General features: G+C 67.7%; 17 protein-coding genes and 1 pseudogene. 4 read left to right on the top strand and 14 right to left on the bottom strand.

Annotated elements, in window-relative coordinates; genetic code table 11:
• Positions 1–909 (top strand): ATP-grasp domain-containing protein, encoded by a 909-nt coding sequence (locus JOF45_RS06005; protein ID WP_210051340.1) that lies wholly within the window; start codon positions 1–3, stop codon positions 907–909.
• A gap of 51 nt (positions 910–960) precedes the next feature.
• Positions 961–1671 (top strand): TVP38/TMEM64 family protein, encoded by a 711-nt coding sequence (locus JOF45_RS06010; RefSeq protein WP_245324153.1) that lies wholly within the window; start codon positions 961–963, stop codon positions 1669–1671.
• Positions 1672–1694: 23 nt separating this feature from the next.
• Here the strand turns inward: JOF45_RS06010 and JOF45_RS06015 are convergent, their stop codons facing one another.
• Positions 1695–2714 (bottom strand): NAD(P)H-dependent flavin oxidoreductase, encoded by a 1020-nt coding sequence (locus JOF45_RS06015; RefSeq protein ID WP_210048502.1) that lies wholly within the window; start codon positions 2712–2714, stop codon positions 1695–1697.
• Positions 2711–3655 carry an EamA family transporter gene (locus tag JOF45_RS06020; RefSeq protein WP_245324154.1) on the bottom strand — a complete coding sequence of 315 codons (945 nt, stop codon included), beginning with the start codon at positions 3653–3655 and terminating at the stop codon, positions 2711–2713. The genes JOF45_RS06015 and JOF45_RS06020 overlap by 4 nt, the downstream gene beginning before the upstream one ends.
• 496 nt (positions 3656–4151) lie before the next feature.
• Here JOF45_RS06020 and JOF45_RS06025 point away from each other — a divergent pair, with 496 nt between their 5' ends.
• Entirely contained in the window at positions 4152–4904 is a 753-nt protein-coding gene (locus JOF45_RS06025) for a LysM peptidoglycan-binding domain-containing protein (RefSeq protein WP_210048503.1), read from the top strand.
• A 20-nt stretch (positions 4905–4924) separates the two neighbouring features.
• Here the strand turns inward: JOF45_RS06025 and JOF45_RS13285 are convergent, their stop codons facing one another.
• The 4 genes from JOF45_RS13285 to leuS form a co-directional block, all read right to left on the bottom strand.
• The gene (locus tag JOF45_RS13285; RefSeq protein ID WP_210048504.1) at positions 4925–7498 is read right to left on the bottom strand and encodes a ComEC/Rec2 family competence protein; all 2574 of its coding nucleotides are present in this window, start codon (positions 7496–7498) and stop codon (positions 4925–4927) included.
• Complete coding sequence (locus JOF45_RS06035; protein WP_210048505.1) at positions 7495–8274, bottom strand: helix-hairpin-helix domain-containing protein; 780 nt, start codon at positions 8272–8274, stop codon at positions 7495–7497. Before JOF45_RS06035 ends, JOF45_RS13285 begins: the two co-directional genes overlap by 4 nt.
• 127 nt (positions 8275–8401) lie before the next feature.
• The gene (locus JOF45_RS06040) at positions 8402–9397 is read right to left on the bottom strand and encodes a DegV family protein (protein ID WP_210048506.1); all 996 of its coding nucleotides are present in this window, start codon (positions 9395–9397) and stop codon (positions 8402–8404) included.
• A gap of 8 nt (positions 9398–9405) precedes the next feature.
• The gene (leuS, locus tag JOF45_RS06045) at positions 9406–11883 is read right to left on the bottom strand and encodes a leucine--tRNA ligase (RefSeq protein ID WP_210048507.1); all 2478 of its coding nucleotides are present in this window, start codon (positions 11881–11883) and stop codon (positions 9406–9408) included.
• A gap of 111 nt (positions 11884–11994) precedes the next feature.
• On the opposite strand from leuS, the gene JOF45_RS06050 reads away from it, so the two are divergent.
• Entirely contained in the window at positions 11995–12975 is a 981-nt protein-coding gene (locus JOF45_RS06050) for an alpha/beta fold hydrolase (RefSeq protein ID WP_210048508.1), read from the top strand.
• A gap of 25 nt (positions 12976–13000) precedes the next feature.
• Here JOF45_RS06050 and JOF45_RS06055 read toward each other — a convergent pair whose 3' ends face one another.
• The 8 genes and pseudogenes from JOF45_RS06055 to mihF all read right to left on the bottom strand — a co-directional run bounded on the left by JOF45_RS06055 (position 13001) and on the right by mihF (position 21442).
• Complete coding sequence (locus JOF45_RS06055) at positions 13001–15016, bottom strand: primosomal protein N' family DNA-binding protein (protein WP_210048509.1); 2016 nt, start codon at positions 15014–15016, stop codon at positions 13001–13003.
• A 53-nt stretch (positions 15017–15069) separates the two neighbouring features.
• Positions 15070–15954, bottom strand: a complete 885-nt coding sequence (locus JOF45_RS06060) for a methylenetetrahydrofolate reductase (RefSeq protein ID WP_210048510.1) — start codon at positions 15952–15954, stop codon at positions 15070–15072.
• 142 nt (positions 15955–16096) lie between these two features.
• Positions 16097–17296, bottom strand: a complete 1200-nt coding sequence (gene metK / locus JOF45_RS06065) for a methionine adenosyltransferase (protein WP_342591412.1) — start codon at positions 17294–17296, stop codon at positions 16097–16099.
• 108 nt (positions 17297–17404) lie between these two features.
• Positions 17405–18706, bottom strand: coding sequence for a bifunctional phosphopantothenoylcysteine decarboxylase/phosphopantothenate--cysteine ligase CoaBC (gene coaBC / locus JOF45_RS06070; RefSeq protein WP_210048511.1), 1302 nt, complete (start codon positions 18704–18706; stop codon positions 17405–17407).
• Positions 18707–18736: 30 nt separating this feature from the next.
• Complete coding sequence (rpoZ, locus tag JOF45_RS06075; RefSeq protein ID WP_210048513.1) at positions 18737–19000, bottom strand: DNA-directed RNA polymerase subunit omega; 264 nt, start codon at positions 18998–19000, stop codon at positions 18737–18739.
• Positions 19001–19054: 54 nt separating this feature from the next.
• Positions 19055–19636: a guanylate kinase gene (gmk, locus tag JOF45_RS06080; protein WP_210048515.1), complete on the bottom strand. Its 582-nt coding sequence runs from the start codon at positions 19634–19636 to the stop codon at positions 19055–19057.
• A gap of 19 nt (positions 19637–19655) precedes the next feature.
• Positions 19656–20997, bottom strand: a pseudogene (locus JOF45_RS06085) (aldehyde dehydrogenase family protein).
• Between the two features lie 124 nt (positions 20998–21121).
• A complete protein-coding gene (gene mihF, locus JOF45_RS06090) occupies positions 21122–21442 on the bottom strand; it encodes an integration host factor, actinobacterial type (protein WP_210048517.1) in 321 nt (106 codons plus the stop codon).
• Between the last annotated feature and the right edge of the window lie 150 nt (positions 21443–21592).

Consider the following 21592-nt stretch of genomic DNA (forward strand, 5'->3'; position numbering starts at 1 on the left):
ATGTCGGAAGAGCCCACTCCCCGCGTCGGCGTCGTCGTCACCGACACTTACCGCCCCAGCGACGACGACCATGACACCGGGCCGCTGATCGAGGCCCTCTCGGCTCGGAACATCCTCGCCGAGCCGGTGGTCTGGCACCGTTGGCCCGCAGAGGATGACTCCCGGCAGTTCGATCTGCTGGTGCTGCGCAGCCCGTGGGACTACGCCGAGCGCGAGCCGGAGTTCCGGTCGTGGCTGCGCACCGCAGCCTCACGCACTCAGGTCCTGAACACTCCCGAGCTGGTCGAGTGGAACCTGGACAAGGTCTACCTGCAGCAGCTGCAGCAGCGCGGCGTCGCCCTGGTGCCCACCGAGTGGGTCCACACCTCGGAGGAGCTCAGCCAGGCCCTGGCTCAGCACGGTGAGGAGTGGGTGGTGATCAAGCCCAGCGTCTCGGCCGGGGCTCTGGACACCGAGCTGCTGCAGGCCGATTCCGAGCGCGCCCTGACACTGGGCCGGAAGATCCTGGAGCAGGGCCGCACTGTGATGGTCCAGCCGGAGGTCCCCGAGCTCTCCGAGGGCCGGGAGAAGGCGCTGTACTTCATCGGCGGAGAGCACACCCACACCATCGCCAAAGGGGCGCTGCTGGAGCGCGGCGGCGGCTTCCTCGGCGGCCACTATCAGGAGAACCCCCAGGTGGAACGGGCCTCCGCCGAAGAGATCGCCTTCGGAGAGCGTGTGATCAGCGCCTGCGCGGCCGCAGCCGGCACAGAGATCCCGCTCTACGGGAGGATCGACATCGTCACCTCCACTGAGCACGGCACCGTGCTCCTGGAGGCCGAGCTCTTCGAACCGGCGCTGAACCTACACCGAGCACCCCACGCCGCCGACGCCCTGGCCGGAGCCATCGAGCGGACCCTGCAGAGCTGACCGTGGCCTCCAGGCTGAGGGCCGCTCCTCCGACCCTCTACAGTGGGGCAGATGAGCGATGAGCCCCGCCCCCACCATCACGAGGGGCACCGGCGCGGCAGTCTGCCCTGGGGCAGCCTGCTGCGCAACGGCCTGCTGGTCGTCGTCCTGCTGATCATGCTGTGGCTGGGCTTCAACGTGCGGCTGCCTTCCGTCGGCGAGCTGCAGGCCCAAATCGAGGAGCTGGGGTGGGTCGGCGTCGTCGCCTTCCTCGCCCTCTACGCCGCTGTCGCTATGACTCCGATCCCGGTGACCATCATGGCGGTCACAGGGGGGCTGCTCTTCGGTGTGATCATCGGCAGCGCCCTCTCCGTGGCCGGAGTGCTGGTGGGCTGCTGGGGCGCCTATTGGCTGGCCCGCGGACTCGGGCACAGAACGGTGCTGAAGCTGCTGGGTGAGCACGCGCGCAAGGTCGAGAGCAACCTGCAGGGAGCAGGCTTCCAGGCAGTCTGCACCCTGCGACTGATGCCGGGCTTCCCCTATTGGCCGGTGAACTACGGCAGCGGGGCCTTCGGCATCGGACAGCGGACCTTCCTGACGGCCAGTCTGGTCTCCACCGTCCCCGGCCAGGTGTCCCTGGTCGCCGTCGGGGCGTTCATCGCCCACCCGGGGGTCCTCTCAGGGATCATCGTGGCCTGTGCCTGGACTGTGGTGCTGATCATGACGGTGTGGGCCTACCGTGCGTGGAAGGGAACCTCCTCACGGAAGCTGCCCGGTTCGTGACCGCGCGGCACCACACCCTCCGGCTATGAGCCCAGCCGACGCAGCAGCGCCTCGGCGGGCTCCGCGACGGCGTCGCGCCATCCGGTGCCGGCCCACAGGTTGAGCGTCTCAGCATCACCGGCCGCCGTCGCAGCCCGGCGCAGCGGAGCCGTAAGGTGGTGCAGCGCTGGGAAGCCCAGCGGTGCTGCGCCGGTCAGCGCCGCGGCGAACTCATTCTCCAAGGCGCGGGCCGGACGCCCGGAGAAGGCCGTGGTGATGATGGTCGCCTCCCGGTCCGCCGCCGCCAGAGCCTCCTGATGGACCGGGTTCGCACCACTCTCCTCAGTGCGCAGCAGCACAGTGCCCACGACGGCGGCCTCGGCCCCGGCCGCACGGACTTCACGCACACGGTCGGGCGTGGAGATGCCTCCGGCGGCCCAGAGCGGCAGATCCGTGGCCGCCCGGATGTGCAGCAGCATCTCCTCCAGCTCGACCGGGGCCGGCGGCGCTGCAGGAGTCCAGGTCCCCGAATGGCCGCCTGCCTCATGCGACTGGATAATCAGCGCATCGGCGCCGGCGATGTCTGCGTGCTCAGCCTCGGTGACTGTGGTGACCGTCTGCAGGACCGCGGCTCCGGTGCGCTGCAGGCGCCGGATGTCGGTGGAGGTCGGCAGGCCGAAGGTCACGCTCACCGCCGGCACCGGGTGTTCTTCCAGGACGGCCAGCTTCTCCTCCCACCGGTCGTCGTCCTCCACGGGAATCTCTGGAAGGCTGACTCCGTAGTGCTGGGCCCACGGCTCGAGCCGCCGCCGGTAGTCGTCATAGGCCTCCGCACCGATCCCCACCGGCGTGGGGGCGAAGAGGTTCACGCCGAAGCGATCTGTCGCTGCCGAGACCTGTTCGATCTGCTCGGCCAGCCGCTCAGGACGCTGATAGCCGGCGGCGAGGAATCCGATCCCACCGGCTCGTGCAGCGGCCGCCACCAGCTCCGGCGTGCTGGGACCGCCCGCCATCGGCGCGGCGACGATCGGCAGGCGCATACCCAGCTGCTCCATCATGGTCATCGTGTCTTCCCTTCTGTTGAATCTCCGGGGCCTCGGCTCGTGGACCGGCGGCCGCGGCCTCTTCCGCGAGCTCGTCTTCGATGTGTGTGGTGCGGCTGATCGCTGATGATCGTCAGGACGTTGCTGAGGATCACCAATCCGATCCCGACCCAAGCGATCAGTGGCAGGTCCTCGGAGAGCGCCACCAGTCCGATCAGCGCTGCGAAGAAGGGATGCATGGACATCCCGAGGCCGAAGACCACAGGACTGATCCGGCGCAACACGATCAGATCCAGAGAATAGGGCACGGCCGTCGCCAGGATCCCGGCCACCGCGGCGAAGAAGAACGCCTGCGCCGGAGGCTGAGCCTGCCAGACGATCAGCGCGGCGACCGGAACCGTCACGCAGGCGGAGAGGGTGGTGGCCACTGCAGTCCCCTGGACTCCTGGCAGCCTCTGCCCCACCACCCGGTTGGTCACGATATAGCCGGCCCAACACACAGCGGCCAGCACAGCGAAGCTCAGTCCCAACAGATCCGAGGTGGGCCCCGGCCGAGTGAGCAGCACGACGCCGCACAGCGCCAGTGCCGCGCAGACCGCATCTCTGGGGCGACGCCCAGAGGTCAGCGCCACCGCCAGCGGTCCCAGGAATTCGATGGTCACCGCCGTTCCCAGGCCCACTCGCTCGACGGCCGCATAGAGGGCAGTGTTCATCCCGGCGAAGAAGAAGGCCAGCAGCGCCAGGGGCCACCATTGGGAACGGGTGAACTGCCATACTCGGGGCCGGGTCATCGGCAGGAGCACCAGTGCGGCCACCAGCTGACGCACAGCCACGACGCCGACCGGGGTCATCGTGCTGAACGCCAAGGAACCCACTGCTGCCCCAGATTGGGTGCTCAGGGCACTGGTGGAGATCACCGCGAAACCCCGCAGGGTGCGCGTTCCAGGTGTGCCGCTGGTCATATGTGCCATTCTGGCACCCTGGGACCGCTGCCGAGACGACGCCGGGCCTCAGCGCCGCTGACCAGGCATAACGCCTGCTCTTCTCGCATGACGCCTCCGTAGGCGCTTACGGCAGGGCACAGAGATCGCGTCGACTCACATTTAACTCACAGAAACTCTATAACAGGACGGTAACGAGCCCAGATCCCCGCGATTCCGGGCCTCCCGGGGCGACACGGGGGTTCTTGACCTGTTTGACGCAACCTTTTCGAGACCTTTTACTGGATTGCGGACATCTTCTGTGATGTCGGCGTAACTTTCGAGTTCCGCCTCTGACCGGAGCCACTCCGGATCAGATCGCGTCGCAGAAGCTGCAGGAGCCGGCCGCTCCCCATCACCGTCCATAAGGCCGGCTTCCGCGGACAGACCGTTGGACACGTGAGGTGAAGCAGGACGGTGACACGAGGAAGACCTGGGAAGGTCTGAGTGGCGGGGGCTTCGATACAACTCCCTGATTATGCAGAACACCAAGACTTTCAAGAAGATCCTCGGCGGCGGCATGGCCGCAGCCACTCTGGCCGGCGGCGCCCTCGTCGCACAGGCCCCGGCCGCCTTCGCCCAGTCTGACTGGGACCGCCTCGCAGAGTGCGAGTCCGGCGGCGACTGGTCGATCAACACCGGCAACGGCTACTACGGCGGCCTGCAGTTCTCGCAGCAGTCCTGGAACGCTGCCGGCGGCTCTGGCTCCCCGGCCAACGCCTCCAAGGCCGAGCAGATCCGCGTGGCTGAGAACCTGCTCGAGATGCAGGGCTGGGGCGCATGGCCCGCCTGCTCCGCTCAGCTCGGCCTCTCCGGCCAGCCCAGCGGCGGCGGCGCAGCGCAGGCACCTGCTGAGCAGCAGGCACCTGCTGAGCAGCAGGCTCCTGCTGAGCAGCAGGCACCCGTCCAGGAGGCCCCCGTGCAGGAGGCCCCCGTGCAGCAGGCACCGGCTGAGCAGGCTCCCGTGCAGCAGGCTCCGGTTCAGGAAGCACCTGTCCAGGAGGCACCGGCTCAGGACATCCCGGAGCCGACCGAGCCGGAGGCTGCTCCGGAGGCCGATGTTGAGGTCTCCGGGGAGACCTACACCATCCAGGAGGGTGACTCCCTGACCAAGATCGCCGATGCGCTCGGCATCGCTGACTGGCAGGACCTGTGGGGCGCCAACGCCGACCAGATCCAGGACCCGAACACCATCTTCGTCGGTGATGAGCTGAAGCTCCCCGTCCTCTGATCACTCCATACGGCTGATCCTCAGTTGGGAAGCCGGACTGCACTCAGCAGGCCCTCTTCCCAACTGAGGATCACTGTTCCATGCAGATCGGTCCGGTAGGTGACCGCGCCGACCTCCGCCAGGGCATCCAAAATGCTCTGGTCCGGATGGCCGTAGCGGTTCTCCTCCCCCACCCCGATCAGCGCGACGGCGGGCTCCCTGCTCTTGAGCAGATCGAGTCCGCCGTTCGCGGCACCATGATGGGCGACCTTGAGCAGATCCACCTCCTGCGGGAGGCGATCCTGCCGCAGCAGCGCTGCGGTCAGCTCCTCCTCCAGATCACCAGTCACCAGAAGCCTCAGCGGATCGTTCGCGGATCCCGCTGGGGCTTCTGCCGTCTCATAGAGAGACAGCTGGACCACGAGTGAGTTGTCGTTGGGATTGGGGAAATGGCCGTATGCCGACCAGATCCGGTACGACACCGGGAACGTCTCACCGAGCCTCCCTTCCTGGCCCAGCTCTGCGCGGACTGTGGGAACCTCCTCTCCGATCCCCATAGCCGCAGCCGCATCCCAGCCGCTGGTGGCTGAGTACAGAACCCGCCCCACCTCGCGTCCACGGACCACGCCCGGCGCACCTGCGTAGTGGTCACGGTGGTCGTGGGTGATCATCAGCATCTCCACCGCGCTGATGCCGAGATCATCCAAACAGTCATCAGCCGCCTCCGGCTCTTCCCCGGCGTCGATGACCACCGCTGCGTCCTCAGCGGTGCGGACCACCAGCATGTCCCCTTGGCCCACATCGCAGAGCGCCACCCGCCACTGCTCGGGCAGCCCGCCACCGGCCCAGACCGTTGCTGGCAGCATCAGAGCCACCAAGGAGCCCGACGCCGCCCCGAGCACGAGGCCGTGCAGCCACGTGATCTGCCAGGCGCCCCGTCTGACCAGCAGCACGACCAGGATCAGCACCGCGAGCAGGTAGAGCCCCACCAGGGCCAGGCCGAATCCACCCTGAGGCCACGGAGCAACCGCACGCGGCATGTCCGCTGCGGCCCTGCCGATCTGTCCGATCCCCGCCGCCGCCCAGCCGGAACACCACAACAGCGCCGCCGACAGCCAGGGCGCAGCGGTGCTGAGCAGCGCTGCGGCTGTCCCCGGCACGGTGACCAGAGGCAGCAGAGGCCCGGCCAGAATGTTGGCCGGAACGGAGTAGGTCTGTACACCCCCTGCCAACGGCAGCAGGACCGGAACGGCGAAGAGCTGGGCGGAGGCGGTCAGCGCCAAAGGCGCCGAGAGCATCGCTGGAAGCCACGGGTCCAGCATCTCCTTGATCCGCTGTCCGGCCAGGATGATGCCCAACGTGGCCGCTACGGAGAGTTGGAAAGCGGGTTCGACGCTGTACCACGGGTCATAGACCAGCAGGATCAGCACACAGAGGCACAGCAGCGCGAAGGAGGCTCGCCCCCGGCCGGCGAAGACCGCCAGCGCTCCGATGTTCCCCATGACCGCCGCCCGGATCACGCTCGGCTTCGGCTGCACCAGCAGCACGAAGAGCACCGTCCCGAGCAGCAGCACCGGCAGAGTGAGCCAACGCGGTGCCCGTACCAGGCGCAGCATGCCCAGCAGCGCCCCGGTGACCAACGCCAGATGCGTACCGCTGACCGCGCTGAGATGGCTCAGCCCCGAGTCCAACATGGCGTCGCGCAGCTCAGCAGACTGTTGGGAGCGATCGCCGAGCACGATGGCCGGCAGCAGAGCCGGACCGTCAGCCACGGCATGCTGTGCGTGTTCGACTGTGGCTGCCCGCAGACTGTTGAAGCCCGCAGTGAACTGCGTCCAGCGGTCCGGTGACAGCGCAGTCAAGCCGTCCTGGCCGAAGGGGAACAGCAGAGCCGTGGCTCGGTCCCCAGACTCAGCAGGAGAGGCCCGCACTGTGCCCCGGTAGCGCTGTCCAGCCACCAGCTCTGTACTGCCGCTGTCCGCTGAGACCTCGCCGACGGATACGATCAGCACCGCAGCGGCTCCCAGGGCCGCTGCGCCTTCTGAACTGCCTGCACCGTGAGCAGAGTCGGCGCCGGGAAGCTGCGCGGATTCCACGCTCACCTGCGCCAACAGACGGTCCTCACCGTCGAAGCCCGGACGGTCCAGAAGCTGAGCGTCGCCGTTGACGCGGACCACGACCTCGAAGGGGATCTCGCTGGTGACCGCCTCCGTCCAACCGGCCTCTTCCGCCGCACGCTGAGGCGAGGCCGCAGAGAGTGCGACCGTTGCCGCGATCAGGCAGCACAACACACAGTGGAGCAGCAGATGCCTGCACCAGCCGATGAGGCGGGTATGAGCTCCTCCCGCAAGTCTTTGCATCAGCAGCAGGACCAAGCCCAACGCCGGTGCTGCGATCACGGCCGTCCAGCCCAGCCTGGCCGCCGCCGTCCACGGCAGGTGGACTGCCGCCGAGGCGGCAATCCATGCGGCCAGCGCCGCGGGCAGAAGACGCAGATCCAGAGGCCGCAGCCCGGCCTCTGGACGCGGGTCGTTCTGGGCCCTCCGGAATCCCAGGACCGAATCCCGCAACCAACCCAGCGTGGAGCTGGCCAGGGCCCTGGGCCGACGACTCACCACGTCACGAGGTCTTCGACATCGGCGAGGATGGCGGGGCCGATCCCACTGACCGCAGCCAGCTCCTCCACCGCGCCGAATTCACCGTGGGAGTCCCGGTGGTCCACGATCCGTTCGGCCAGAGCCGGTCCGATGCCCGGCAGCTCCTCCAAGGTCGCCGCGTCGGCGGTGTTGAGGTTGATCAGCTCCGCCTGTTCCTCTCCCCCGACAGGTCCGCCCGGCTGTGCCTGATCAGCGGGAGGGGCCTCGCCGGCGTCGAGCTCCTCCTGAGTGGGCACCCAGATGAGCGCACCGTCCTGCACCTCCTGGGCCAGGTTCAATCCGTCCAGGGCCGCTCCCGAGATGGGTCCGCCTGCCTCCTCCACGGCCTCATGGACACGAGCCCCGGGTGGGACCTCCACCACGCCAGGGGTCTGCACCGCTCCCGCCACATGAGCCACCACAGGCCCTGCTCCGTCGTCCTCGGCAGCCGCGCCCTCCCGTACCTCGTCCTGTGGGCCCTCACCCTCGCGGACAGGCTCTGCGGGAGACTCCTCCTCCGCAGTACGCTCACCGGTCAGTTCGGGAGCCGCCGGAAGGGCCTCGGAGGAGGACGAACCGCTGCCGAGCCATGAGACCAGCAACCAGCCGATCAGAGCACCGGCCACCACGACCACGGCCATCGCACGCAGGCGGAAGCGTCCGGGCGCGCTGTGACGCTCCTGGCGCACCCGGTGACGCTCTTCCCGCTCCTGCAGGAGTCGGTCGCGCCGTGAGATGAGCTCCTCGTCCTCCATACGGCCACGCTAGGACCCGACCGGCTCAACAGGACACACCCGTGGTCGGGCTGGGGACTGCCGGGCGTGGCGCGGTGGGCCAGCAGAGGGCTGTGGAGGAATCTGCGGGGCTGGACAGCTCGGCGAGCTACTGCCGCGGCGTCACCGGCTGCGCGGGGCTCACGCAGACAGCCACCGCCCCGAGTCCCAGGTGGGCGGCCAGGGCGGGAGGCAGCGGAACCACCGGAACCGGCAGTGCTGAGTGTTCCTGCAGGGCCTCAGCGAGCTCCTGAGCCTGCTCGGCGTTGCCGAATCCGTGGACCACGATCCGCGGCCGGTCCATCTCGGCAGCCGCCTCCTCGACCCGAGCTGTCAGTCGCGAGAGCGCCCGCGGAAGGGTGCGGGGCCGCTCCAGGGGCTGGACCTCACCGTCGCGGATCTGCAGCAGCGGCTTGACCCAGAGGAGGTTGCCGACGATCCCGGCCAGCGTGTTGATCCGCCCGCCGCGGCGCAGCTGCTCCAGGTTGGGCACGACGAACAGCGACTGGGAGGCGGCGGCCGTCTCCGCGGCGGCACGGACCACCTCGGGCTGGCTGCCGCCGAGCTGAGCAGTCATCGCTGCATCGAGCACGGCATGTCCCAGCGAGAGTCCCGTCTGTGCCGAGTCCACGACGCTCACCGGAATACGACTGTCCTCAGCGGCCAGTCGGGCGGCCTCCACCGTTCCGGAGAGCTTCCCGGAGAGGTGGATGGACACGATGCCGGCATATCCCTGGTCGGCCAGACGGTGATAATTCTCGGACAGCCGTCCGGGCGAGGGCCGTGAGGTGCGCACGGGAGTCCCCTGAGCCACCGCCAGCGCCAGATCCCGGTCCAGCTCGGCTGAGGCACCAGCATAGATCTGAGCATCCTGAGGGGCCGTCTCGATCATCACCGGGATGGGGACACTGGTGATGTTGGCCCCCACCTGGCCCATGCGGATCCGGCCCTCAGCGTCTGTGGGCAGCGAGCAGGAGGAGTCGGTGACCACCGCGATCCGACCGCGGCGCCGCCTGAGGCTGGGCCTGCGCCCGGGGAAGCGGGAGCGCCGGGCATAGAGCTCTTCCTCAGAGGCCCGGGCCCACTCCTGCACCGCATGTTCCATAGGAAGGGTCAGCCGGTCACCACGTTGATCAGCTTGGGCTCTCGGACGATGACCTTGCGCACGCCGCCGCCCTCTTCGATGTACTTCTGGATCTTGGGCAGCGCCAGCGCCTGCTCCTCCAGCTCCTCGGCGGAGATGTCGGCAGGGACGTCGAGCTTGTCGCGCAGCTTGCCCTTCACCTGCACCACGGCGGTCACCGTGTTCTCGACCAGCAGCGATTCATCCACCGACGGCCAGGAGGAGTTGGCCACAGAGGGCTCATGTCCCAGCAGCGCCCACATGTCCTCTGCGGTGTAGGGAGCCACCAGCGACAGGAGCTGAGCGGTGACCTCCGTCGCCTCCCGCACGGCAGGATCCGCCGCGCCGGCACCGGAGTCGATCTCCTTGCGTGCGGCGTTGACCAGCTCCATGACCCGGGCGACGACGACGTTGAACTTCTGATCCTCGATCAGCTGCTCAGAGTCGGCGATGGTCCGATGGGTCAGGGATCGCAGCCCGGAGGCGCCGCCGGCAGGGTCGGTGCCTGCGGCGGAGTCGACGTCCTGGGCCAGGCGCCAGGCGCGGGCCAAGAACTTCGCCGAACCCGAGGGCGAGACATCGGCCCAGTCCACGTCGTCCTCCGGCGGGGAGGCGAAGACCATGGTGAGCCGCACGGCGTCGACGCCGAAGGCATCCAGCTGCTCGCCGAGGTTGACGCCGTTGCCCAGCGACTTGGACATGGCTTTGCCGCCGTTGAGCACCTGTCCCTGGTTGAGCAGGGCGGAGAAGGGCTCGGTGAAGTTCACCAGGCCCAGGTCATAGAGGACCTTGGTGAAGAAGCGCGAGTAGAGCAGGTGCAGGATGGCATGCTCGACGCCGCCGACGTACTGATCCACCGGAAGCCACCGGTTGACCTCCTCGGTGGGGAAGACGGAGTCGTCATCCTGCGGGGCGATGTACCGCAGGTAGTACCAGGAGGAGTCCACGAAGGTGTCCATCGTGTCGGTGTCCCGGGTCGCAGGCTCGCCGCACGAGGGGCACTCCACGTTCACCCAGTCTTCAGCCCCGGCCAGCGGGGACTTGCCCTTCGGGGAGAGCTGCTCGCCGCGCATGTCGCTGGGAAGCCGCACCGGCAGCTGATCCTCCGGCACCGGAACCTCACCGCAGCTGGGGCAGTGGATGATCGGAATGGGCGCGCCCCAGAACCGCTGGCGGGAGAGCAGCCAGTCGCGCAGCCGATAGTTGACCTCGGCCTCGCCCAGGCTCTTCCCACCGAGCACCTCGATGGACTTGGCGATGGCCTCGTCCTTGCTCAGACCGTCCCAGGCCGGGGAGTTGATCAGCCGGCCTTCGCCGGCCGCCGCCACACCGGAGGCGACCGGATCCTCATCCTCAGTCTCGACGACCACCGTGACCGGCAGGTCCATGGCCAGCGCGAACTCCAGGTCACGCTGATCGTGGGCCGGCACACCCATGACGGCTCCGGTGCCGTAGTCGGCCAGGACATAGTCGGAGGCCCAGACGGGCAGCCTCTCACCGGTCAGCGGGTGCAGGGCATAGCGTCCCAGGAAGACTCCGGTGCGCTCACGGTCGGCGGACTGGCGCTCGATGTCGGAGACGCTGCCCAGCGCCGCGCGGTACTCCTCCAGCTCGGCCCGGCGGTCCTGCGTCACCAATTCCTCGGCGAGCTGGGCATCTGCGGCGACGACCATGAAGGTCACCCCATAGAGGGTGTCAGGCCGTGTGGTGAAGACAGAGATGTCCTTCTGCGGAGCATCAGCGGCCGCCTCGATGATGTAGTTCACCGAAGCGCCGGTGGAGCGGCCGATCCAGTTGCGCTGCATGGCGAGCACACGCTCGGGCCAGGCACCCTTGAGCTGCTCCATGTCATCGAGGAGACGGTCCGCATAATCGGTGATCTTGAAGTACCACTGGTTCAGGGCCTTCTTGGTCACAGGGGTCTTGCACCGCTCACAGGCACCGTCGACGACCTGCTCGTTGGCCAGCACGGTCTGGTCCTTGGGGCACCAGTTGACCGGCGAGTCCTTCCGATAGGCCAGACCCTGCCGATAGAACTGCAGGAAGAGCCACTGGGTCCAGCGGTAGTAGCGCTCATCGGAGGTGTGCAGGCGGCGGGTCCAGTCGGCGCTGATCGCGTAGCGCTTGAAGCTGGCGGCCTGGGTCTCGATGTTGGCGTAGGTCCACTCTGCCGGGTGCGCATCGTTCTTGATGGCGGCGTTCTCCGCGGGCAGGCCGAAGGAGTCCCACCCGATCGGATGCAGCACGTTATAGCCGCGCAGTCGCGCATACCGGGCCGGCACATCACCGATGGCGAAGGCCTCCGCATGGCCCATGTGGAGGTCCCCCGAGGGATAGGGGAACATGTCCATCACGTACTTCTTCTCGCGGGTGTCCTCCGGATCTACGACGAAGGTTCCGGCTTCCTCCCAGTACGGCTGCCAGCGCGCCTCGATCTCCTGGAAGTCATACTGCTTCTTGTCGTTCACTGAAAGGGCACCTCGTAGTCGTGATGTCGGTGGTCGTGATGTCGTCGGATGCGGGCTTGGGACCCGACACAGTCTAATCCCTCTTCGCATTGTTCCTATGCTGGGGACGTGATGTTTTCGTGGACGGACCACCCCAGCCGCACCGGTGAGCGCCGCACCGTCGAGGTGACGCTTCCCCAAGGCTCCGCCGAGCTCGTGCTGCGCCGCTATGCGCCCACCCTGAGGGACGACGACACCCCGGGCCCCACGGTCCGTCCGCGGCTTCTGCTCATCCACGGGTTCCGCGGGGACCACCACGGGATGCAGCTGATCGTCGACGCTCTGCCCGACTATGAGATCTTCGTCCCGGACCTGCCCGGGTTCGGCGAGACCCCTGCGCTGCGCTCAGCCCGCGGGCGGAGGCTGGAGCACACGGTTCAGCGCTACGCCGAGGTGGTGGAGGCCCTGGCACAGAGCCTTCGTCTGGGCGCCACCGACGTGGTGGCCGGGCATTCCTTCGGCAGCATCGTGGTCTCGGCTCATCTGCACCGTGCGGCCACAGGCTCCGACCGCGCAGAGGGTTCCCGCCGTTGGGCCGGGGCCGCGCTCCTGGCACCGATCAGCGATGACATCTTCCGGCGGCCCGCGCTGCTGCCCGGCGCGCTCGGCGTCGAGCTCTACTACCGGCTCTGTCAGGTGCTTCCAGGTGGCAGCGGCGACTGGGCGCTGCGATCTCCTGCGGCTCTGGCGGTGACGAACCTGACCATGATGGTCAGCCCTGAACCGGATCTTCAGGACTACATCCGGGACCAGCACCGCCGCTACTTCGGCGCCTATTCAGACCGCCGCACGGTGCTGGAGGCGTACCGCGCCTCCAGCCGACACACCGTCACCGACTATGCGCCCTGGTTGGATCTGCCGGTGCTGCTGCTCAACGGTTCCCGGGATCAGCTGAGCACAGTGGCCGGTCGACGCGCCCTGCGCGATGCTGTTCCAGGCCCCAGAGGCCAGGGACCACAGTGGGAGCTCCTGCGCGGCACAGGCCACCTGCTCCACTATGAGAAGCCCGCTCAGACCGGTCGAGCGGTGCGGCGCTTCCTGCACAGCCTCTGAGGTCCGGCGCAGCGCCGCTGAGGGTTCAGATCTGCAGGGCCTCCAGGTCGTCGACGGCGATCCTCAGCCCACGCTGGCTCGGCGTCCGACCGGCCGGCTGAGCACTGTGCGTGCGCCGAATGCGACGGATCTCGCCCACGAGCGCTTCGGCCTGGGCATACCCGAAGAACAGCAGATAGCGGTGCCGGCCGTCCTCCATATGGGTCGGCCCGATCCAGTCCACCCCCTCCGGCAGCTGAACCTGGCGGATGAACGCCTCGGCCTCCGCCTGCTCTCCCGTCAGGCTCAGCATGCGAGTGGCCGGAGGGAGTCCCAGCTCCCACCGGTTATAGAGCTCTCGACGGGCGTAACCCACAGGATCCCAGCGCACCAGCGCAGCGGTCAGCTCCTCCATGTCCGCGGTGACCACCACCGTCCCGGACTCCTCAGGGGTGCCGCGGTGGGGACGCACCAGCGAAGCCGCACGGAACCATCGGTCGAGCACCTGGCGCGGCACGTCCAGGCCCTCCCGCGAGAGCTGAGAGTCCCCGTCCAACAGCAGCGCCGCCGTGTAGCCCTCCGGAGCCACAGGCTCGACCCCAGGGGTGCTCACCACCACGGCCGGGTCCCGGCCGACGAGAGTCACCGGGTGATCTGCGGTCGAGGAGATCACCGGAGTGTTCGGGAAGGCCCGGCCCAGCTCCTGAGCAGTACGGTCGGCACCGCGGGAGCCCGCGCGGAACCCAGCATGCCCGCACTCGGCGCAGCGATGGCCCCGATGGTGCAGCCCGCACCAGCGGCAGCGCAGCGTCCCCGACTGACCATGGTGCGGCGGCGCGGCCAACGGACCATGGCAGCTCGGGCACTGTTGCCGACTGCGGCACCGCTCGCAGATCACCGCCGGGACGAAGCCGCTGCGAGCCACCTGGATGAGCACCGGCCCCTGCTGCAGGCCCTCACGCGCCGCGCGGTAGGCCGCCGCCGGCAGCCGCGCCTGACGAGAGGCAGGTTCCCTCTCCTGCTGATAGGAGTCGGCGGTGGAGACCATCCGCGGCGAGGCCTCGCGGCGAACTTCCCGGGACGGCGCGAGGTCCTCGAGCCACCCCCGCTCCACCAGCCGTTGGACCTCCAGGCTGCGAGAGGTGGAGAGGAACAGGAGAGAAGAGCCTGTGAGCACGGTCCGCAGCAGCGCCACCTCACGCACGTGGTGATAGGGGGCTCGCGACTCAGCGTGGGTGTGCTCGGCGTCGTCCAGCACGATCAGCAGCCGCGGGGCGGGAACGGGGGCGAAGATCGCCGAGCGCGTACCCACTGCGATCTGCGCCTGCCCGTAGCGCAGACGCAGGAAGGATCGGTAGCGCGGCGTCGGGCCCATCTCTGCACTGAGCCGCGCCACCCTGTCGCCGAACTCCGCCTCGAGCAGCTCGGCGGCACGGTCCACATCACGCTGGTCCGGAAGGACGACGACGGCGTCCCCACCGGTCTCATAGCAGCGGCGCACCGCCTCGAGGATCTTCTGCGGCCACCCCTGAGGCCCGAAGGACTTCAGGGCCAGATCGGCCTGACGCGGCCCGGGCTCCTCAGCGGCGGGCACAGGCTCAGGAACCGGGAGGTCTTCGAACTCCTTCTCGACGCGCGCCACACGCGAGGGCACAGCGGCCCGGAGGACATCAGAGGTGACCCCGGCTCCCCGGGTGGCCACCTTCTCCGCGAGCTCCTGCACTTCGGGTGAGACGACCGGCAGCGCCGAGACGACCTTGGTGATCAGCGAGAGCCGGGAGGAGGTCTCCGGCCTCTGCCGGCGGCTGAGCACATAGCCGGACATCTCTCGGCCGGAGAAGCGCACCTTCACGCGGCAGCCCGGTACGACCTTCTCGTCCAGATCGATGGGCACCGCATAGTCGAAGGCACGGTCCAGATGCGGCACCGGCGACTCGATCAGCACCTGGGCGATGGGCAGGTGCTCCGCCGATCCGGCAGGCAGCTTCTGCGGAGGCGGCGGGGCCAACGCATCGAGCAGCGCAGGCTGCTGAGCTGGATCTGGGGTTCCTGCACCGGACATAGTCCGATCGTATCGGTCCGCAGCGACATGGAGGCGCGCCTCACAGGTGCTCCTCACTGGTCATCTCGACTGGCCTGCCGCAGCTCTCGACGCCAGCTCTCGACAGCTTCCAGCTCGTTGAAGGTGAAGATGTGGAATCCGGTGATCAAGGTCCGTGACTGGCCGAGCTCACGGACCAGGCCGCGGATCAGTCGGGTGGGCCTATAGCCTGAGGGGCTGAAGAACTTCCAGAACATGTTCTGCTGCTTCTTCAGGAAGTTCGCCGACTGCCCCAGACCCAGCGACGCCGAGATGCGCATCAGCTTCGGACGGCTCACCGGGCCCGGCATGCCTGTGAAGACAGGAAGCTCCACACCTTCGGAGCGGATGCGTTCGCCCCATCGGATGAGCGTCTCCGGACTGAAGCAGATCTGAGTGAGGACACGATCGGCGTAGGGGGCTTTGTCGCGAAGGGCTTGATCGATGGCCTCGTCTGGGAAGAAGGCATGGCCTTCTGGGTACCCCCCGATCCCGATGTCCCTCAAGTGGTGCCCACGCGTCTGCAGTGCCTTCAGCAGATCCACAGCCTGGTGGAACTCCCCGGCAGGCTCCTCGGCATCACCGCCGATGACGACGAGCCGGTCGATCCCGGCAGACTCCAGACGACTCACGATCTCGTCCAGCTCGCCGGGTCCGGACACCATCCGCGCCGGGATATGTGGGGCGACGCTGTAGCCCTGGCGGACCAGAGTCTCGCTGAGGGTGAGCGTGGGGTCCAGCCCCTTGTCGCCGGTGGCGGTGATGGTCAGCGGCACCTCGGTCGGCACCGCGCCCAGCACCTTCTCCTCAGCCGTCTTGAACGGCACGACCTCGTATCCGATGTTCTCCACGAGTCCACGAAGCACTGCGCGCTCGGCGTCGTTGCGGGCAAGGGGGCTGCGGGAGGAGAAGCGTGGCATGGATACCCTCCTGGGCGGTCGATGTCCATACGGCAGACTACGGCCGCCGTCCTCCCCCACATCCTGTCACTGGTGGACGACGACGTCAGGGTGATCAACGTCTTGCGGCCCATCGTGGTCCATCGAGACTCCTCGGACGCGCTCAGGCGTCGAAGAAGCTGCGCAGCGCCTCCACTCGGTCCAGCCGCTCCCAGGGGAAGGATTGGCCTTCTCGGCCGAAGTGACCGTTCTTCGCCGTCTCTCGGTAGATGGGGCGCTTCAGATCCAGGTCCTCGATGATGCCCAGCGGGCGCAGGTCGAAGACTTCCCGGATCGCAGCCGCGATCTGCACCGGGTCCACCTTCTCCGTGCCGAAGGTCTCCACGTAGACACCCACGGGGTGGGCGCGGCCGATGGCGTAGGCGATCTGGATCTCGGCCCGATCGGCCAGTCCGGCGGCGACCACGTTCTTCGCGACCCAGCGCATGGCGTAGGCGGCGGAGCGGTCCACCTTGGAGGGGTCCTTGCCGGAGAAGGCGCCGCCGCCGTGCCGAGCGTAGCCGCCGTAGGTGTCCACGATGATCTTGCGGCCGGTCAGGCCGGCGTCGCCCACCGGTCCTCCGACCACGAAGGGGCCGGAGGGGTTGATGATCTCATGGTGCGATGCGGCGTCCAGGCCCGAGGCCTCGATCACCGGTGCGATGACGTGGGAGGAGATGTCCGCCTGCAGCTGCTCCTGTGTCACCAGGTCCTCGTGCTGGGTCGAGACCACCACAGTGTCCAGAGCCACAGGCCGCGCGCCGTCGTAGCCGATGGTGACCTGGGTCTTGCCGTCGGGGCGCAGGTACTCCAACCCGCCCTTCTGCCTCACCTGGGTCAGCTGGGCGGAGAGCCGGTGCGCCAACGCGATGGAGGTGGGCATATAGGTGTCGGTCTCATTGGTGGCATAGCCGAACATGATGCCCTGGTCGCCTGCACCCTGTGCATCGCGGGGATCCTGGGCGCCGCCGCGAGCCTCCAGCGAGTTGAACACCCCTCCAGCGATGTCCGGGGACTGTTGGCCGATGCTGACCGAGACGCCCACTCGGGCGCCGTCGAAGCCGTTGGCCGAGGAGTCATAGCCGATGTCCAGCAGCGTGTTCCGCACGATCTGCGGGATCTCCACATAGCCGGAGGTGGTGACTTCACCGACCACATGCACCAGTCCGGTGGTGGTCAGCGTCTCAACAGCGACGCGGGAGTCCGGGTCGGCCGCCAGCATGGCGTCCAAGATGGCGTCAGAGATCTGGTCGCAGATCTTGTCCGGATGGCCGATCGTCACCGACTCCGAAGAGAACAGGCGCAGAGAATCAGAAGGGGTCACCGGATCATCCTATCGCTGGAGCATCTGCGGACTCATCCGGAGTGTCATATGGGGACGCAGTCGCTCCGCGGTTTCCCCTGAGACGAGGGCCTGGGAGCGGAGGAGGGCTCAGAGCTGCTGGGTCGCTTCCAGCAGCTGGGCGGCACGGGCGACGACGGCGGAGGCCGCTTCCTGCTTGGACCCGGTGACGTGCACCGGCTCGGCTTCTCCGAGCACTCCCTGGGCACCGAAGGAGGCCAGAATGTGCACTTCGGTCTGGTCCTGTCCGAAGACGAGGTCCTCTCCGACACGGTTGAAGACCAGAAGCTCGCAGCCCTTGCGCAGCAGCTTCTGCTGAGCGAGATCCAGCGGGTCGGTGCCTTCGTCGCCGGTCTCGGCAGCGAACCCCACGATCACACCGGGGCCGCGGCCGGAGGAGTTCCGTCGCCGCACCAGGTCGGCGAGGATGTCTGGATTGCGTTCCAAGGTGATCACCGGGTTCTCGCCGCCCTCGGACTTCTTGATCTTCGCCTGGGCATATTCGGCCGGGCGGAAGTCGGCGACGGCGGCGGCCATGATGAGCATATCGGCGTGCTCGGCGGCACCCAGCACCGCCTGTTGGAGCTGGTGGGCCGTCTCCACGCTCTGCCGTGTCAGATTGCCCGGCAGCTCAGGGGGGAGCTCGGCGTCGATGATGCCGGTGATCAGCGTGACCTCAGCACCCTGGGCCGCAGCCTCCAGAGCCAGGGCGATGCCCTGCTTCCCCGAAGACCGGTTGCCCAGGTAGCGCACCGGGTCAAGGGGCTCCCGGGTGCCTCCTGCGGTGATGACCACTGTGCGGCCGCTGAGCCGACCGGACGGAGCGGCGTCGGGTTCGCCCTGCGGACGGACATGCCGCTGAACGCCGCCAGCGCTGATCTGGTCCACACGAGCTTTGATGTCCTCAGGCTCCGGCAGGCGTCCGGGCCCGGAATCCGTGCCGGTCAGGCGTCCCACAGCAGGATCCATGACGTGGAGGCCGCGCTGCCGCAGCACGGCGACGTTCTCGACAGTGGCGGGGTTCTGCCACATCTCGGTATGCATGGCGGGCACCAGAAGTGTCCGAGCCTGGGTGGCCAGCAGCGTAGAGGTCAGCAGGTCATCGGCCGTTCCCGCACGGGCCCGAGCGAGCAGATCCGCTGTGGCGGGGGCGACGACCACCAGGTCGGCCTCCTGGCCCAGGCGGACATGCCGGACCTGTTCCACGCCTTCGAACACGGAGGTGGTCACCGGACGGCCGCTGATGGCCTCCCAGGTGGCACGGCCGATGAACTCCAAGGAGGAGGGCGTGGGAATGACATCGACCTGATGCCCATCCTCTCGGAGGAGTCTCAGCAGGTGTACCGCCTTATAGGCGGCGATACCTCCGCTGACCCCGAGAACGATGCGCATCAGGTCGATGTCTTCCGACGATTCGGCGGCTCAGGAAGCCGGAGCCTCTGCGGGGTGGTTCACCAGCAGGCCCTCGTTGATCTCACGCAGCGAGATGGACAGCGGCTTCTCGTTCAGCTTGGTGTCCACCAGCGGGCCCACGTACTCGAAGAGGCCCTCGTGCAGCTGCGCGTAGTAGGCGTTGATCTGACGGGCACGCTTGGCGGCGAAGAGCACCAGGGCGTACTTGGAGGTGCTCTTCTCCATCAGGGAGTCGATCGGCGGATTGATGATGCCTTCGAGCTGCTCGGTCACTTGAAACTGCGTCCTTCGGTTGCGGTCGGGGAAAGTCTGTGGCTGGTCTCGGCCTCATGCGGCTGGGTCGAAGCCCATGAGCTTCACCAGTTCGGCTGCGGCACGTTCGACGTCGTCATTGGTGACGGTCACGTCGAATTCCGATTCTGCCGCAAGTTCCATCTTAGCGGTTTCCAGGCGCCGCTGCTGTTCGTCCTCGCTCTCGGTGCCCCGCCCGATCAGCCGTGAGACCAGGTCGTCCCAGGTCGGAGGGGCGAGGAAGACGAACTGAGCCTCCGGCATGGTCTGCCTCACCTGTCGCGCGCCCTGCAGGTCGATCTCCAGCAGCACGCTCCTGCCTTCCGCCAACGCCTCCTCCACAGTGGAGCGCAGCGTGCCGTAGCGGTGCTTCTGGTGGACCGTGGCCCATTCCAGGAACGCCCCGGCCTCCACCAGCTCGTCGAAGCGCACCGGATCGATGAAGAGATAGTCCTCACCCTCCACCTCACCTGGGCGAGGAGGCCGCGTGGTCGCAGAGACGGAGAAGTGCACCTGCGGGTAGGCGCTGCGGATGAACCGACTCATCGTGGACTTGCCCACAGAGGTCGGGCCGGCGAGGACGGTGACGGTGGGCTGCTGCTGATCCTGCAAGGGCATGCCCCACATCCTATCGCCCTCAGAAGGGGTAGGGGGCGATCTCCGGGCGCATCGTCAGCCACTGAATCTCAGTGAACGCCTCGAGATTGGTGCTGGCCCCACCGATGCGCGTCCCGTTGCCGGAGCTCTTGAACCCTCCGAACGGCGCATGGGCCTCATCGGAGACCGTCTGCTCATTGATATGGACCTTCCCAGAGGTGACCCGATCGGCGATGGCCATCGCCTGGCTCACATCGCCCAGGACGCCCAGGGAGAGCCCATCCTCATTGTCCTGCGCCAGCGCGATGGCCTCCTCCAGGTCGGAGAAACGGATCACCGGAGCCACCGGACCAAAGATCTCCTCACGCCAGGCACGATTGTCCGGCGCCAGATCGGTCAGCACCGTCGGGCTGTAATAGGCACCGGAGGAGCTTCCTCCGGCGGCGACCTTCGCGCCGGCCGATACGGCGTCCTGCACGATCGCCTCGATGCGGCTCAGCTGGTTCTCATCGATGATCGCACCGATCGCAGTGCTGCTCTCGACAGGGTCGCCCACCGGCAGGTTCTTGGCCTTGTCTGCGAGCGTAGAGACGTACTCGTCGTAGACGGCGTCGTGGACGATGTGACGCCCTGCCGCCATGCAGATCTGGCCCTGATGCATGAAGGAGCCGAACGCAGCGGCGGAGGCGGCCTGAGCGGGGTCCGCATCCTCCAGCACGATCATCGCGTTCTTGCCGCCGAGCTCCAGATGAGCACGCTTGAGCAGACGGGAGCAGGCCCACCGGCAGACCGGCCTCCTCGAAGATGCGCATGATGGTGACGCCGCCGGAGACGGTGGTGCGCGGATCCGGCTTCAGCAGAACGGCGTTGCCCAGTGCCAGGGCGGGCGCCACGGCCCGGATGGCCAGGATCAGGGGAAAGTTGAAGGGCGCGATCACTGAGACCACACCTAGGGGACGGCGGCGGGCGAAGGACCAACGGTCATCGTTGGATGAGAGCACCTCACCCTGAGCGAGAGTGGGAAGCGCGGCGGCGTCGAAGCATTCAGCGGCGGCCACGTGGGTCTCCAGGCCGGCTTTGGCCGCGATCCCACCGGACTCACGCTGGATCCACCCGTGGATCTCCTCGGCGTGCTCTTCGAAGAGATCACCCGCTCTGCGCACCAGGGCGGCCCGCTCCTCCGGCTTCGTCCGCACCCAATCCTTCTGCGCGGCGGCGGCCGACGCCGCGGCTCGCCGCACATCCTCGGCCGTGGCGAATCCTTGGGTGCCCAGCTGCTGGGACGTGGCCGGTTCGACGACCGGCCGGGTGCCTCCAGAACCTGAGGTCCATTCGTCGACGAAGATCTTCCCGTCCCAGACGGCGGTGTCCAGCAGCCCCATAGCAGCTCTCCTCAGAACGTGAGTCGTGCGTCATGTTCTGAGTCCACCGGGTTCGGACGCGAGACACAAGAGCTTCATCCGTTCAACGAGAGTGGTCCCGCTGGGGTCGGGACACCCGATCCGCTCAGCTCAGGCTGGCCAGATAATCGGACAGCGCCGCACGCTGCTTGACTCCGAGCCCGCCGATGCGGCGGTTCTCCGAGATGCCCAGCTCCTCCAAGACCTTGCCAGCGGTGACACGGCCGATGCCGGGGAGCGCCTCCAGCAGCTCGAGAGTCTTGAGACGAGCGACGGCCTCCGAGGAGTCGGCCTTCTTCAGGACATCGGGGAAGCTGGTCTTGCCCGCCCCGAAGCTCTGCTTCAGCTCAGCACGCTCGATCCGTGCTGCCAGCGCCTTCTTCCGGGCCTTATCGCGTTCTTCTGTGCTGAGTTCTCGCAGAGCCACGGTTGATTCTCCTCCAAGTGGGGCGGTGCGGCGCACCGGACATCACATGTGCCAGAATCTAGCGGCAATCTCCTCGAGGGGCAATAGCCTCTGACCCGCCCGAGTCCGTTTTCCGCAGAGAAGCTCCAGCTCAGCCCCCAGGCAGACCAG

Source organism: Nesterenkonia lacusekhoensis (assembly GCF_017876395.1).
In the GTDB taxonomy this organism is placed as follows: Bacteria; Actinomycetota; Actinomycetes; order Actinomycetales; family Micrococcaceae; genus Nesterenkonia; species Nesterenkonia lacusekhoensis.

Excerpts from the sequence above, each read along its gene's own strand:
- JOF45_RS06020 (WP_245324154.1), bottom strand. The coding sequence starts at position 3,655 with ATGACCAGCGGCACACCTGGAACGCGCACCCTGCGGGGTTTCGCGGTG.
- JOF45_RS06060 (WP_210048510.1), bottom strand. The coding sequence starts at position 15,954 with ATGCCACGCTTCTCCTCCCGCAGCCCCCTTGCCCGCAACGACGCCGAG.
- JOF45_RS06015 (WP_210048502.1), bottom strand. The coding sequence starts at position 2,714 with ATGACCATGATGGAGCAGCTGGGTATGCGCCTGCCGATCGTCGCCGCG.
- JOF45_RS06010 (WP_245324153.1), top strand. The coding sequence starts at position 961 with ATGAGCGATGAGCCCCGCCCCCACCATCACGAGGGGCACCGGCGCGGC.
- JOF45_RS06025 (WP_210048503.1), top strand. The coding sequence starts at position 4,152 with ATGCAGAACACCAAGACTTTCAAGAAGATCCTCGGCGGCGGCATGGCC.
- JOF45_RS06050 (WP_210048508.1), top strand. The coding sequence starts at position 11,995 with ATGTTTTCGTGGACGGACCACCCCAGCCGCACCGGTGAGCGCCGCACC.
- JOF45_RS06035 (WP_210048505.1), bottom strand. The coding sequence starts at position 8,274 with ATGGAGGACGAGGAGCTCATCTCACGGCGCGACCGACTCCTGCAGGAG.
- JOF45_RS06040 (WP_210048506.1), bottom strand. The coding sequence starts at position 9,397 with ATGGAACATGCGGTGCAGGAGTGGGCCCGGGCCTCTGAGGAAGAGCTC.
- coaBC (WP_210048511.1), bottom strand. The coding sequence starts at position 18,706 with ATGCGCATCGTTCTCGGGGTCAGCGGAGGTATCGCCGCCTATAAGGCG.
- JOF45_RS06005 (WP_210051340.1), top strand. The coding sequence starts at position 1 with ATGTCGGAAGAGCCCACTCCCCGCGTCGGCGTCGTCGTCACCGACACT.
- JOF45_RS06055 (WP_210048509.1), bottom strand. The coding sequence starts at position 15,016 with ATGTCCGGTGCAGGAACCCCAGATCCAGCTCAGCAGCCTGCGCTGCTC.
- gmk (WP_210048515.1), bottom strand. The coding sequence starts at position 19,636 with ATGCCCTTGCAGGATCAGCAGCAGCCCACCGTCACCGTCCTCGCCGGC.